This window comes from Ruegeria sp. AF5 (genome assembly GCF_056541905.1).
Window position 1 is genome coordinate 187909 of record NZ_JBQFYZ010000005.1, and the last position, 11394, is coordinate 199302.

Annotated in this window: 14 protein-coding genes; 10 read left to right on the forward strand and 4 right to left on the reverse strand. The window is 60.1% G+C overall.

The window, feature by feature from the left end:
• Positions 1 to 70 precede the first annotated feature (70 nt).
• From ACR0DS_RS10490 to ACR0DS_RS10505, 4 genes are read left to right on the forward strand one after another with little or no spacing between them, the layout of a single operon-like run.
• The gene (locus tag ACR0DS_RS10490; RefSeq protein ID WP_480559298.1) at positions 71 to 1282 is read left to right on the forward strand and encodes an NAD(P)/FAD-dependent oxidoreductase; all 1212 of its coding nucleotides are present in this window, start codon (positions 71 to 73) and stop codon (positions 1280 to 1282) included.
• Positions 1279 to 1839 (forward strand): 16S rRNA (guanine(966)-N(2))-methyltransferase RsmD, encoded by a 561-nt coding sequence (gene rsmD, locus ACR0DS_RS10495; RefSeq protein ID WP_209505122.1) that lies wholly within the window; start codon positions 1279 to 1281, stop codon positions 1837 to 1839. The genes ACR0DS_RS10490 and rsmD overlap by 4 nt, the downstream gene beginning before the upstream one ends.
• The gene (locus ACR0DS_RS10500) at positions 1832 to 2467 is read left to right on the forward strand and encodes an HAD family hydrolase (RefSeq protein ID WP_209598441.1); all 636 of its coding nucleotides are present in this window, start codon (positions 1832 to 1834) and stop codon (positions 2465 to 2467) included. The genes rsmD and ACR0DS_RS10500 overlap by 8 nt, the downstream gene beginning before the upstream one ends.
• A gap of 25 nt (positions 2468 to 2492) precedes the next feature.
• The gene (locus tag ACR0DS_RS10505) at positions 2493 to 2672 is read left to right on the forward strand and encodes a hypothetical protein (protein ID WP_480506529.1); all 180 of its coding nucleotides are present in this window, start codon (positions 2493 to 2495) and stop codon (positions 2670 to 2672) included.
• Here ACR0DS_RS10505 and map read toward each other — a convergent pair.
• Positions 2660 to 3472: a type I methionyl aminopeptidase gene (gene map / locus ACR0DS_RS10510; protein ID WP_480559300.1), complete on the reverse strand. Its 813-nt coding sequence runs from the start codon at positions 3470 to 3472 to the stop codon at positions 2660 to 2662. The two genes, ACR0DS_RS10505 and map, sit on opposite strands and share 13 nt — an antisense overlap.
• 275 nt (positions 3473 to 3747) lie before the next feature.
• Between map and ACR0DS_RS10515 the strand changes: the two genes are divergently transcribed.
• Positions 3748 to 4665: a homocysteine S-methyltransferase family protein gene (locus tag ACR0DS_RS10515; protein ID WP_480487052.1), complete on the forward strand. Its 918-nt coding sequence runs from the start codon at positions 3748 to 3750 to the stop codon at positions 4663 to 4665.
• Positions 4666 to 4720: 55 nt separating this feature from the next.
• Here the strand turns inward: ACR0DS_RS10515 and sfsA are convergent, their stop codons facing one another.
• Complete coding sequence (gene sfsA, locus ACR0DS_RS10520) at positions 4721 to 5452, reverse strand: DNA/RNA nuclease SfsA (protein WP_480506527.1); 732 nt, start codon at positions 5450 to 5452, stop codon at positions 4721 to 4723.
• 50 nt (positions 5453 to 5502) lie between these two features.
• Here sfsA and ACR0DS_RS10525 point away from each other — a divergent pair, with 50 nt between their 5' ends.
• From ACR0DS_RS10525 to ACR0DS_RS10540, 4 genes are read left to right on the forward strand one after another with little or no spacing between them, the layout of a single operon-like run.
• A complete protein-coding gene (locus ACR0DS_RS10525) occupies positions 5503 to 6225 on the forward strand; it encodes a competence/damage-inducible protein A (RefSeq protein WP_480559302.1) in 723 nt (240 codons plus the stop codon).
• On the forward strand, positions 6222 to 6932 hold the full coding sequence (locus tag ACR0DS_RS10530; RefSeq protein ID WP_480506525.1) for a GNAT family N-acetyltransferase: 711 nt from the start codon (positions 6222 to 6224) through the stop codon (positions 6930 to 6932). Before ACR0DS_RS10525 ends, ACR0DS_RS10530 begins: the two co-directional genes overlap by 4 nt.
• Before the next feature lie 15 nt (positions 6933 to 6947).
• On the forward strand, positions 6948 to 7520 hold the full coding sequence (locus tag ACR0DS_RS10535; RefSeq protein ID WP_480559304.1) for a peroxidase-related enzyme: 573 nt from the start codon (positions 6948 to 6950) through the stop codon (positions 7518 to 7520).
• The gene (locus tag ACR0DS_RS10540) at positions 7517 to 8419 is read left to right on the forward strand and encodes an OmpA family protein (RefSeq protein ID WP_480559306.1); all 903 of its coding nucleotides are present in this window, start codon (positions 7517 to 7519) and stop codon (positions 8417 to 8419) included. The genes ACR0DS_RS10535 and ACR0DS_RS10540 overlap by 4 nt, the downstream gene beginning before the upstream one ends.
• On the opposite strand, the gene ACR0DS_RS10545 is transcribed toward ACR0DS_RS10540, so the two are convergent.
• Entirely contained in the window at positions 8412 to 9374 is a 963-nt protein-coding gene (locus tag ACR0DS_RS10545) for a sodium-dependent bicarbonate transport family permease (RefSeq protein ID WP_480559308.1), read from the reverse strand. The genes ACR0DS_RS10540 and ACR0DS_RS10545 overlap by 8 nt on opposite strands.
• Before the next feature lie 98 nt (positions 9375 to 9472).
• On the opposite strand from ACR0DS_RS10545, the gene ACR0DS_RS10550 reads away from it, so the two are divergent.
• Positions 9473 to 10390, forward strand: coding sequence for a LysR family transcriptional regulator (locus ACR0DS_RS10550; RefSeq protein WP_267365933.1), 918 nt, complete (start codon positions 9473 to 9475; stop codon positions 10388 to 10390).
• A 52-nt stretch (positions 10391 to 10442) separates the two neighbouring features.
• On the opposite strand, the gene ACR0DS_RS10555 is transcribed toward ACR0DS_RS10550, so the two are convergent.
• Positions 10443 to 11348: a LysR family transcriptional regulator gene (locus ACR0DS_RS10555; protein WP_209505110.1), complete on the reverse strand. Its 906-nt coding sequence runs from the start codon at positions 11346 to 11348 to the stop codon at positions 10443 to 10445.
• Positions 11349 to 11394: the final 46 nt, after the last annotated feature.

The following is an 11394-nucleotide window of genomic DNA, read 5'->3' on the forward strand; positions in this document are numbered from 1 at the left end:
AAATGTGCTTAGCCGCAATATAGGTGGTCTGAACACGGTGACCACTTGAAAACTACGGGGTAGGCAAAGCATGAACCATATTGTCGTGATCGGCGCGGGGCAGGCAGGCGCCTCTTTGGTGGCTCGTCTGCGCAAGGACGGGTTTGCGGGTGAGATCACTCTGATCGGGGCCGAGCCGCATCTGCCCTATCAACGCCCACCCCTGTCCAAAGCCTATCTGCTGGGCGAGATGGAGCTTGAGCGTCTGTTCCTGCGGCCCGAAAGTTTTTACACGGAAAACAACATCACCCTGCGTTTGGGTCAGCGCGTCACCGGTATCGACCCCAAGGCCAAAACGGTCACCCTGGGGGATGAGGTTATCTCTTACGACGAACTGGCGCTGACCACCGGGTCTGACCCGCGCCGCCTGCCCGCAGCGATTGGTGGCGATCTGGACGGTGTGCATGTGGTGCGCGATCTGGCCCATATCGACGAGATGGAGCCCAAAGTGACCGAAGGCGCCCGCGCGCTGATCGTGGGCGGCGGGTATATCGGCCTCGAAGCTGCCGCCGTATGTGCCAAGCGCGGCGTCAAGGTCACTCTGGTCGAGATGGCCGACCGTATCCTGCAACGTGTCGCAGCGCCCGAGACCAGCGACTATTTCCGCGCGTTGCACAGTGCATACGGCGCTGACATCCGCGAAGGCGTCGGGCTGGATCATCTGATCGGCGAAAACGGCAAGGTCACCGGTGCGGTTCTGACTGACGGAACAAAGCTGGACGTTGATTTCGTTGTGGTTGGCGTCGGCATTGCACCCGCAACCCAACTGGCCGAGATGGCGGGGCTGGACCTGGACAACGGCATCAGAACCGACGCCCAAGGCCGCACGTCCGACCCGTCGATCTGGGCGGCTGGCGATTGCGCCTCCTTTCCGCATGGCGAAGGCCGCATCCGTCTGGAAAGCGTCCCCAATGCCATTGATCAGGCCGAGATCGTGGCCCAGAACATGTTGGGTGCGGCCAAGGACTATGTGGCAACCCCGTGGTTCTGGTCGGATCAATACGAGGTCAAGCTTCAGATCGCGGGTCTGAACACCGGATATGACCGCGTGGTGACCCGGCAGGGCGACGGGCAGACCGTATCCTTCTGGTACTACAACGGGGATAAACTGATTGCGGTCGACGCGATGAACGATCCGCGCGCCTATATGGTCGGCAAACGCCTGATCGAAATGGGAAAAACGGCCGACCCGGCTGTCGTGGCCGACCCTGATGCAGACCTTAAATCGCTGCTCAAGGCATGAGGATCATCGCTGGAGAGTTCCGCGGTCGCGCCCTGACCCCCGTCGGCAAAGGCGATGCGGGCGCGCATCTGCGCCCGACCACCGACCGGGTGCGCGAAAGCCTGTTCAACGTGCTGGCCCATCAGATCGATTTCGACGGCCTGCGCGTGCTGGACCTGTTTGCTGGCACCGGGGCGCTCGGGCTCGAAGCACTGTCACGCGGTGCGGCACATGTCACCTTTGTTGATGACGGGCGCGTGGCGCAGGGTTTGATCCGCAAGAATATCGACCTGACCCGCAGTGCCGGGCGCACAGACCTGATCCGCCGCGATGCAACCCGGTTGGGCGAAAATCCGGGCGCGCCCTACGATCTGATTTTTCTGGATCCGCCTTATGGAAAGGCCATGGGACAGAAAGCCATTGACGCGCTGGCCAATGGCTGGATCGCGGATGATGCGCTGCTGGTTTGGGAAGAAAACTCACGGATGCAGGCTCCGGCCGGGTTCACGGTGCACGACAGCCGCAAATATGGCGACACGTATATCTCATTGATGCGGAACGGTGATCAAAGTGCATGATCTGGTCATTTTCGATTGCGATGGTGTTCTGGTCGACAGCGAGGTGATCTCGAACCAGGTGCTGGCGGACAATCTGGCGGGCTATGGCCTGCACCTGACCTTGCCCGAATGCATGTCCCTGTTTGTGGGCGGAACCATGGTTGGGGTGCGCGACAAGGCGCGTGGAATGGGCGCTGATCTGCCCGAAGACTGGATTGATCAGGTCTATGCCGAAACCTACGACCGCCTGCGCGCCGGTGTGCCTTTGGTATCTGGTGTCGCGGACCTGCTTGCGGCGCTGGATCAGCGGGGCATCCCCTATTGCGTGGCCTCAAACGGCAGTCCGGACAAGATGCAGATCACGCTGGGCCAGAACGGGCTTTGGGACCGGTTCAAAGATGTGATGTTCTCGGCCCATGTGCTTGGCACCGGCAAGCCTGATCCAAAGATGTTCCAACTGGCGGCCGAGAATTTTGGCGCACAGGCCCCTGTGGTCATCGAAGACAGCCACAATGGCGTTACGGCCGCAATCCGGGCCAATATGCGCTGTCTGGCCTACGCGCCGCATGGCGGTGGTGACAGGCTGGCCGATCTTGGGGCCGAGGTGATCACGGATATGTCACAGGCGCACCCGCTGTTGGGACTCTGACCCCCAACTGTGCTAGGGTGCAGCCATGGACCATGCTCTGACACCCTTTGTCTGGACAGTCTCCCGCGACGCCGAGGTTACGACGAAACCTGACCCCAACCCCCTGCGCGCGCCGGTGTTCATCCACGATGCGGTTACCCCTTGGGGGGCTGAGACGATGCTGCTGAAACTCCTGCGCGAACAGGTCGCCGATCAGGACGAATAGGTCGGGTGAAACTTGCCGCCCGGTGACAGGGTAAAGATATCGACCCCATTTGCCGTTACGCCCACCGAATGCTCGAACTGTGCCGACAGCGACTTGTCGCGGGTCACAGCGGTCCAGTCATCGGCCAGCGTCTTGGTTTCGGGGCGGCCCAGATTGACCATCGGCTCGATGGTAAAGAACATGCCTTCCTCAAGAACCGCGCCTGTGCCGGGGCGGCCATAATGCAGCACATTCGGCGGTGCGTGGAACACGCGGCCCAGACCGTGCCCGCAAAAGTCGCGAACAACACTCATCCGGTGCGCTTCGACATAGGCCTGAATGGCATGGCCGATATCGCCGAACGTGTTGCCCGGTTTGACCATCTCGATGCCCTTGAACAGCGCGTCATGGGTTACCTGGATCAGACGCTCGGCCTTGCGCGGCAGCTTGCCCGCCACATACATGCGCGAGGTGTCACCGAACCAGCCATCCACGATGACGGTCACATCGATGTTCAGGATATCGCCATCCTTCAGCTTCTTGTCACTGGGAATACCGTGGCAAACCACATGGTTCACACTGATGCAGCTGGCGTGCTCATATCCTTTATAGCCGATCGTGGCCGAGGTCGCGCCCGCATCCTCGACCATCTGCGTGATCAGCCCGTCAAGCGCACCCGTGGTCTGACCGGGAAAGACATGCGCGGCGATATCATCCAATATCCGCGCCGCCAGAGCGCCCGCCGCGTGCATCCCGGCAAAATCACCCTGTTCATAGATGCGGATACCGTCCTTGGTCAGACGGCCACGATGCTCTTTCATCGACGCAAAGCTCCAATTGTTACGCGCGGCACTTCTTTTACGCTGCTTGTGCAGAAAGTACCAGAGGGCGCAGTGTATCAGGCGGCACATGGGGCAGAACCACGAGAGTTCAAGAACTTGAACTGAAGTTAGGTTTCAAATCCGGTTTGACCCATCGACCATTGCGTTGACGCATAACGGATTGGCGTTTGTTCAGTTTACACAGCAAATTTCACAGACAGCCTCTGCCCTGTTATTGTTGCGATGAACTCCAACAACTAAAGGAGCGCACTGAAGTGCCACGACAGCTCCCGCACGAGACAGACAAAAAGTATTTGGTTTTTGCCGGAACTGGCACGGATCTGATCTTTAACCACGGCATAGATTTGCCGGGATTTGCCTCATTTCCATTGCTAGAGAACCCAGAAACCCGTTCTGTCCTGGCAGGTCAGATGCACGCGCTTGTTCAGTTGGCGGGCGAGATGGAAGTGGGTTGTATACTTGATGCACCGACTTGGATGGCCAATGCTGATCGGGCTGCTCCTCTGGGTTACGATGCCGAACAACTGGATGAAATAAACCGGGATGCTGTCGCGTTAATGGAAGACGTGCGTCAGAGCGCTGGTCGAGATGACGTTTTGGTTTCTGCCTGCGTCGGCCCACGCCACGATCCCTATGCGGACGTTCCGGCCATGTCGATCGATGATGCCCGTCAGTATCACAGTGCGCAGCTTGCCGTTTTGAAACAAACCAGCGTCGACTTGGTGACAGCTTATACGTTCAACAGACCTAGCGAAGCAGCGGGCTGCATTCTGGCTGCGCAGGATTTGGGACTACCGATAGTGATGTCATTGGTAGTTGAAACCGACGGGTGTCTGGCTGATGGAACAAAGCTTGTAGACGCGCTGGATCAAATCGATGTCGCCACGGATGCGGCTGCGCAGTTCTTCATGGTCAATTGTGCCCATCCGACCCACTTTTCCGATGCGCTAAATCGCCATCCAAGACTAAGAGGCGTTGTCGCAAACGCATCAAGTTGCTCTCATGCGGAACTGGATGAGGCCGAGGAATTAGACGAAGGTGACCCCCATGTGCTTGGGCAAGAGATTGCGGACGTCGTGCATAACAACCCGTCAATTTCAGTGATAGGAGGGTGCTGCGGTACAGATATGAGGCATTTGAAACTCATGGCACAAGCGGTTGCTGCGTCTTAGACGCGCGCCAAACAGTCTCAATCAGTGCTCCTTAGTCAATCGCGCGCATTTTGGGCTACGTCAGCAGGCCAGGGTCATGCTGGTTGATTACTGGAAAGGTACTGACGTCAACCCAAACCCCATCCGGCGCAATCCGCGTCCCGCAAATCATCCGCTCTACCCCTTGCGCCTGCGCGACCTCAAACGCCGCCGCATAGGCCGGGTCGATATCCGCGGCCAGCGCGAACCGGTCGCAATCGGTGCGTTGCACCAGGTACAGCATGATCGCCCGGTGCCCCTGCGCCGCCATCTGTGCCAGCTCGCCCAGATGTTTGGTGCCGCGCGCGGTGACGCTGTCGGGGAACTCGGCTAGACCGGGCTGGCGGGACAGCGTCACGCTTTTGACCTCGATATAGGCATCTGGCAGGCCGGGGCCGCTCAGCAGGAAATCGATACGGCTGTTTTGCCCGTATTTCACCTCGGGCCGGACAGTGTCATAAGCGGCCAGCTCGGGGATCTCGCGCGCCTCAAGCGCTGCCCGCAGGGCGCGGTTCGGGACGGAAGTATCGACCCCGGTGAAATGCCCGTTTTCGTGATCCACCAGCCGCCAGCCGAATTTCAGCTTTTTCTTCGGGTCGTCATTGGGCTCAAGCCAGATCAACTGGCCCGGTTCAGCCAGCCCCATCATGGATCCCGGATTGGCGCAATGGGCGGTCACTTCGCGCCCGTCATCCAGCCTGCAATCGGCCAGAAAGCGTTTGTAGCGACGGATCAGGCGGGCGGGGACAAGAGGGGTTCCAAAACGCATGTCTCACGGCCTATACCTGCCCCTGAAGACGATCAAGAGGAGTCCGCGCCATGGCCAATCCAACCGCAGCAATGCTGGTGATCGGGGATGAAATCCTGTCGGGCCGCACCCGCGATGCAAACATGCATTATCTGGCGCAGGAGCTGGCAAAACACGGCATCGATCTGAAAGAGGTCCGCATCGTCAGCGATGACGCCCCCGCCATCGAAGCGGCGGTCAAAGCGCTGTCTGACACCCACGACACCGTCTTTACCAGCGGCGGCATCGGCCCGACCCATGACGATATCACCGCCGATTGTATTGCGCGCGCCTTTGACACCCCGATTGACGTTCGCGACGACGCGCGCGCGCTGTTGCAGGCGCATTACGACAAATCCGGGCTGGAACTGAACGCTGCCCGCCTGCGCATGGCGCGTATCCCGGATGGCGCGACATTGATCGACAATCCGGTCTCGACGGCGCCGGGTTTCACCCTGAAGAACGTGCATGTGATGGCCGGGGTACCGCTGGTGTTTCAGGCTATGGTCGCCAGCGTCCTGCCCACACTGACCGGTGGCAGCCCCTTGTTGTCGCAAACCCTGCGCGTGGACCGGGGCGAAGGCGATATCGCCGCAAACCTGTCCGCGCTGGCCGAAGATTTCAGCGATCTGTCCATCGGCTGCTATCCGTTTCAGATCAACGGGGCCTTTGGGGCCAACGTGGTGGTACGCGGCACCGATGGCAGTCGGATTGACGCGGCCATGACCCGTCTGGCGAAAGAGCTTGCGCTTTGAGCGGCGATTGGGCGGACATCGTCGACGGCACATGGCCTGCCGCGCGGTATCGCAGGCTGGGGCCGTTTCAGCTGCGCGAAGGGCAGGGCGGCGGCTCGCGTGTTTCTGCGGCCAATGCGCTGGCCCGGGCCAGCGATGCAGATATCGACGCGGCCGAGGCCGCGATGCAGGCCATGGGGCAGAAATCCATCTTCTGCCTGCGCCCGGGGGATGAGGCGCTGGATGCAAAGCTGGCGCAACGGGGATATGACATCCTTGATCCGGTCAACATCTATACGTGCCCCGTCTCTCACCTCACCGATCAGCCGATCCCTCCGGTCATGGTGTTTTCGGTCTGGGAGCCGCTTGAAATCATGCGCGAAATCTGGGCGGCTGGTGGGATCGGGCCCGAACGTCTGGCGGTGATGGAGCGCGCGAAGGGTCCCAAAACCGGTCTGCTGCTGCGCCACAACGACCAACCCAGCGGGGCAGCCTTCGTGGCGATGCATGGCGATGTCGCGATGCTGCATGCGCTTGAAATCCTGCCCGCGCACCGCCGTCAGGGGCTGGGTCAGTGGACCATGCGCGCCGCGGCGATTTGGGCAGGTGACAACGGTGCTCAAACCTTCAGTGTGATCTGCACCAAGGCCAATGAAGGTGCCAATGGTCTCTATTGCGCCCTCGGGATGGAGATCGCCAGTGAATACCATTACCGTCACCTTGTCTGAACAAAAGGGGTCGCCATGACACAGAAAGACATGCCCACCGCGCTGAACCTGCCCATGGTCGATCCACTGCCGCCGGAAACGCAGAAATATTTCGATATCTGTGTCGAAAAGCTGGGCATGGTGCCGAATGTGCTTAAGGCAAACGCCTTCGATATCGACAAGCTGAACACGTTCACGGCGATGTATAACGATCTGATGCTGGCCAACAGCGGCCTGTCCAAGCTGGAGCGCGAGATGATTGCCGTAGTCGTGTCGTCGATCAACAAGTGCTTCTACTGTCTGGTCGCGCATGGTGCGGCGGTCCGGCAGCTTTCGGGCAACCCGCAACTGGGCGAGATGCTGGTGATGAACTACCGTGTTGCCCCGATCGAGCCCCAGCAGCGCGCAATGCTGGACTTTGCCGCCAAAATGACAACCGCCAGCGCCGAGATCGAAGAGCCCGACCGCCAGAACCTGCGCGACGCAGGCTTTTCCGACCGCGACATCTGGGACATCGCCAATGTTGCCGGGTTCTTCAACATGTCCAACCGGGTGGCCAGTGCCACGGCAATGGTACCCAACCCCGAGTATCACGCGCAGTTTCGATGATCCGATCAGCCGCCCTTATCGCCACGCTGCTGGCGGGGCCGGTTCTGGCGCAGGACCTGACCCTGCCAGCCAGCGCCCGCCAGATCAGCGACCGTACCTCGCCGCTGGACAGCTATGACCTGCCAACGGGGCCTTATGCGAATGGCGCGGTGCCTGCTGACACCCTCGAAGGTCGGGTTGAACGCTACACGTGGCGGCTTCAGGCGGGCTCAAGCACAACCCTTCAGCTTCTGACCCCGCTGCGCGACCAGATCGAGGCGCAGGGCTACAAGATTCTGTTCGAATGTGATGCCCGCGCCTGTGGCGGCTTCGATTTCCGCTTTGGCACCGAGGTCGTTCCGACCCCGGACATGTATGTCGCCATTCAGGATTACCGTTTCCTGTCGGCCACCAAGGGGCCTGTTGCCCTCAGCCTGCTGGTCAGCCGCAACCCCCCGGACGGGTATGTTCAGATGATCCGCGTCACACCCCAGAATGCACCGGACCCTGTTCCGGTCGTGATCGAACAGGCTGTCGAGGGGTCGGGCGGGCTGCTTGAGGCGCTGGCGACATCGGGTCACGTGATACTGGACGATCTGCATTTTCCAACCGGTGAGGTTGCATTGGACGAGGGGACATATGCCTCACTGACCCTGCTGGCCGGGTATCTGGCCGAAAACCCCAAGATGCGACTGGCGCTGGTGGGGCATACCGATAACACCGGCGCGTTGCAGGCCAATATCGCGGTCAGCAAAGTTCGGGCCGAGTCGGTCCGCACCCGTCTGATTGATGCGCATGGCGTGGCCGCCGACCGGATCGAGGCGCAGGGCGTCGGCTATCTGTCCCCGCTTACCTCGAACGCATCCCCCGAAGGACGCGAACTGAACCGCCGGGTCGAGGCGGTCTTGCTCGTCAACTGACCCACCACAGGTACAGCGGCAATCCGACCGTGATGTTGAACGGAAACGACACACCCAGCGACAGGGTCAGATAAATCCCGGCCTCGGCCTTCGGCAGTGCAATTTTCACGGCAGCCGGAACCGCGATATAAGACGCCGAGGCTGACAGCACCATGAACAGGAACAGGCTGCCTTGCGGCAATCCGATCACCGCACCGACGGCCCAGGCCATCAGCGCGCCGATCAGGGGCATCAATACACCAAAGGCGAACAGGCCAACCGACAGTTTGTCGCGATTGCTGATCAGGCTGCGTCCCGCCGAAAGCCCCATATCCAGCAGGAACAAGCACAGGATGCCAGTGAAGGGCGTAACGATGAAAGGCGCGATCATCTGCATACCTTCACCCCCGGTAATGGCCCCGATCAGGAACGCTCCGGTCAGCAGCACAATCGATCCATTGGCCAGCAGATCACGCCACAGCTTGTCATCCTTGACGCCGTTGCCGCCGGTCTTGTGCGCCAGCCACAGCGCCGACAGAATGGCCGGCACCTCCATCGCTGCCGCAACCGCCACCATGAACCCGTCATGGGCAAGACCTACCAGATCCAACAGGCTGGTGGCGGTGACAAAGGTGACAATCGAAATCGAGCCGTAATGCCCTGCGACCGCCGCTGCATTCAACGCATCCAGACGTGTCATAACCCTCAGCAGGGCAAAGGCCACGAAGGGGATGGTAAAGGACAGGGCCACGCCGCCCAGCAGGGTCAGGAACAGTTGCAGGTGGATGCCATGCGCGGCCAGGCTGGCACCGCCTTTGAACCCGATGGCCAGCAGCAGGTAAAGCGACATGAACTTGGCCGCGCCCGCCGGGATAGACAAATCACTGCGCACAAAAGCCGCCAGAAGCCCTAGGGCAAAAAACAAAATGGTGGGCACCAGCAGATTGCTGGACAGCGTCTCGATCACTCCGGGCATACTTGACTCCTGATCCCTCGTTTCAGGGCTAGGTGCCTTGCAAAATTGATTTCGCCAAATACTATCTTTTTAAGTTTAACATAGTTTCAGGCTATGAAATGCGTCCAACCTTGCGCCAATTGGAATACATCGTCACGGTCAGCCGCCTCGGGCGGTTCAGTTTGGCCGCCGAGGTGCTGAATGTCAGCCAACCCAGCCTGTCAGCGCAAATTGCGACCGTAGAACAAGAGCTTGGCGTTCGGATCTTTGACCGCAACCGCGGCGGAATTCAGGTGACGACAAAGGGGGAAGAGTTCATCTCGCGCGCGCAAAAGATCCTTGCCGAGGTCAAGGACCTGCGCCACGCCATGACCAACGATATGCCTGTCGGAGGAAGGTTGCGACTGGGCGTTTTGCCTTCGATCGGGCCGTACCTGCTGCCGCAAGCCATCAAAGAGGTGCACCGCCTGCGCCCGGGGTTGCGCATTGTCGTGCGCGAGGAAAACACCCGCGATCTGGAACAGGGTCTGAAATCCGGTCGGTTTGATCTGATCCTGTCAACGCCCGAAGATCACCCCAATACCGTGCAGCACCGTTTGTTCAACGAACCCCTCTGGGTCGCGGTGGCCGTTGACGACGTTCTGGCGCAGGACCCACAAGGCGTCAGTGCCGCCGACTTGCAGAACCGGCTGTTCCTGACCCTTGACCAAAGTCACCGCCTGTCGCGCATCGTCTATGCGCTGGCAGCGGAATGCGGCGGTGTGGTTTCGGATGAATATGAAGGCACAACGCTTGATTCCATTGTCCTGATGGCGGCCTCGGGGGTCGGGGTTGCGGTTCTGCCGGATCTGTTTGCCCGCAGACAGGGCATTTACCGCGACGAAGTGCGGCTGCGCCCGCTGTCCATTCCCAATGCCAATCGCGATATCGCATTGCTGGCGCGCAATGCCGAAACGCCGCCGCCGGGTCAGAACGTGTTGATGGAAAGCCTGCGCTCTTCCGCGCGATCCATCGGCCTGACGGTGATCGGTTCATAAAAAAAGGCCCGCACTTTGACATGCGGGCCTAAGGTTGGTCTTCAGGGAGAAACTACCAATCCATCGGGCTTTTGTCTTCGAATGCATCGACCAGAAAATCGATGAAGGCCCGTACTTTGGGTTGTGTGAAGCGGCCGGGCGGATAAACGGCGTAAATGCCCTGTACCTCGTCCGGCAGGGACGGCATGGCATCGACAACCCGCCCCGACTTCAACGCTTCGGCATAAAGATAGCTGGGCAGATACGCGATCCCCAGCCCCGAGATGGCTGCGTTCAGCAGCGACTGGCCGTCATTCACGCTCAGCCAGCCCGCGGTACGCACCTGACGCTTTTCGCCGGACGGTGCGGTCAGCTTCCAGACATTGCCCGACGACTGGCTGGAATAGTGCAGCAGCTTGTGTTCGTTCAGATCGTCGATCTTCTGCGGGCGCCCGAACCGTTCGATATAGCTGGGCGCGGCGACCATGCGTTTGACCGTTTCGGTCAGCTTGCGGGCGCGCAACGTGCTGTCTTCCAGCTCTCCGATGCGCACGGCCACGTCAAATCCCTCGGAAATCAGTTCGACATAGCGGTTGTTCAGAACCATGTTCACGGTGATGTCGGGGTAGACGGCCAGGAAATCGGACAGGACCGGCGACAGGTGATTTACGCCGAAATCCGTGGCAACGCTGATGCGCAGCAGACCGGACGGAGCCGATTGCATCGATGTGACTAGCGAATCCGCTTCACCCGCATCATTCAGAACGCGACGCGCGCGGTCATAATAGGCCAGGCCGATTTCCGTCGGCGACACCCGGCGCGTGGTGCGGTTCAGCAGCCGGGCTCCCAGACGCGCTTCGAGGCTCGAGACGTGTTTGGACACGGCCGATTTGGAGATGCCCATCTTCTTGGCCGCATCGGTGAAGCCACCCTGGTCCACCACATTGGCGAAGGCTTCCATTTCGGTCAGTCGGTCCATTCTCGTTCCCCAGATCTTGATTTCCAACCCGACTATCGCTCTGAAT

Bases quoted from the DNA above. Each gene is read 5' to 3' on its own strand.
- ACR0DS_RS10505 (WP_480506529.1), top strand. From the start codon at position 2,493: ATGGACCATGCTCTGACACCCTTTGTCTGGACAGTCTCCCGCGACGCC.
- ACR0DS_RS10535 (WP_480559304.1), top strand. From the start codon at position 6,948: ATGACACAGAAAGACATGCCCACCGCGCTGAACCTGCCCATGGTCGAT.
- ACR0DS_RS10490 (WP_480559298.1), top strand. From the start codon at position 71: ATGAACCATATTGTCGTGATCGGCGCGGGGCAGGCAGGCGCCTCTTTG.
- ACR0DS_RS10540 (WP_480559306.1), top strand. From the start codon at position 7,517: ATGATCCGATCAGCCGCCCTTATCGCCACGCTGCTGGCGGGGCCGGTT.
- sfsA (WP_480506527.1), bottom strand. From the start codon at position 5,452: ATGCGTTTTGGAACCCCTCTTGTCCCCGCCCGCCTGATCCGTCGCTAC.
- map (WP_480559300.1), bottom strand. From the start codon at position 3,472: ATGAAAGAGCATCGTGGCCGTCTGACCAAGGACGGTATCCGCATCTAT.
- ACR0DS_RS10525 (WP_480559302.1), top strand. From the start codon at position 5,503: ATGGCCAATCCAACCGCAGCAATGCTGGTGATCGGGGATGAAATCCTG.
- rsmD (WP_209505122.1), top strand. From the start codon at position 1,279: ATGAGGATCATCGCTGGAGAGTTCCGCGGTCGCGCCCTGACCCCCGTC.
- ACR0DS_RS10545 (WP_480559308.1), bottom strand. From the start codon at position 9,374: ATGCCCGGAGTGATCGAGACGCTGTCCAGCAATCTGCTGGTGCCCACC.
- ACR0DS_RS10555 (WP_209505110.1), bottom strand. From the start codon at position 11,348: ATGGACCGACTGACCGAAATGGAAGCCTTCGCCAATGTGGTGGACCAG.
- ACR0DS_RS10550 (WP_267365933.1), top strand. From the start codon at position 9,473: ATGCGTCCAACCTTGCGCCAATTGGAATACATCGTCACGGTCAGCCGC.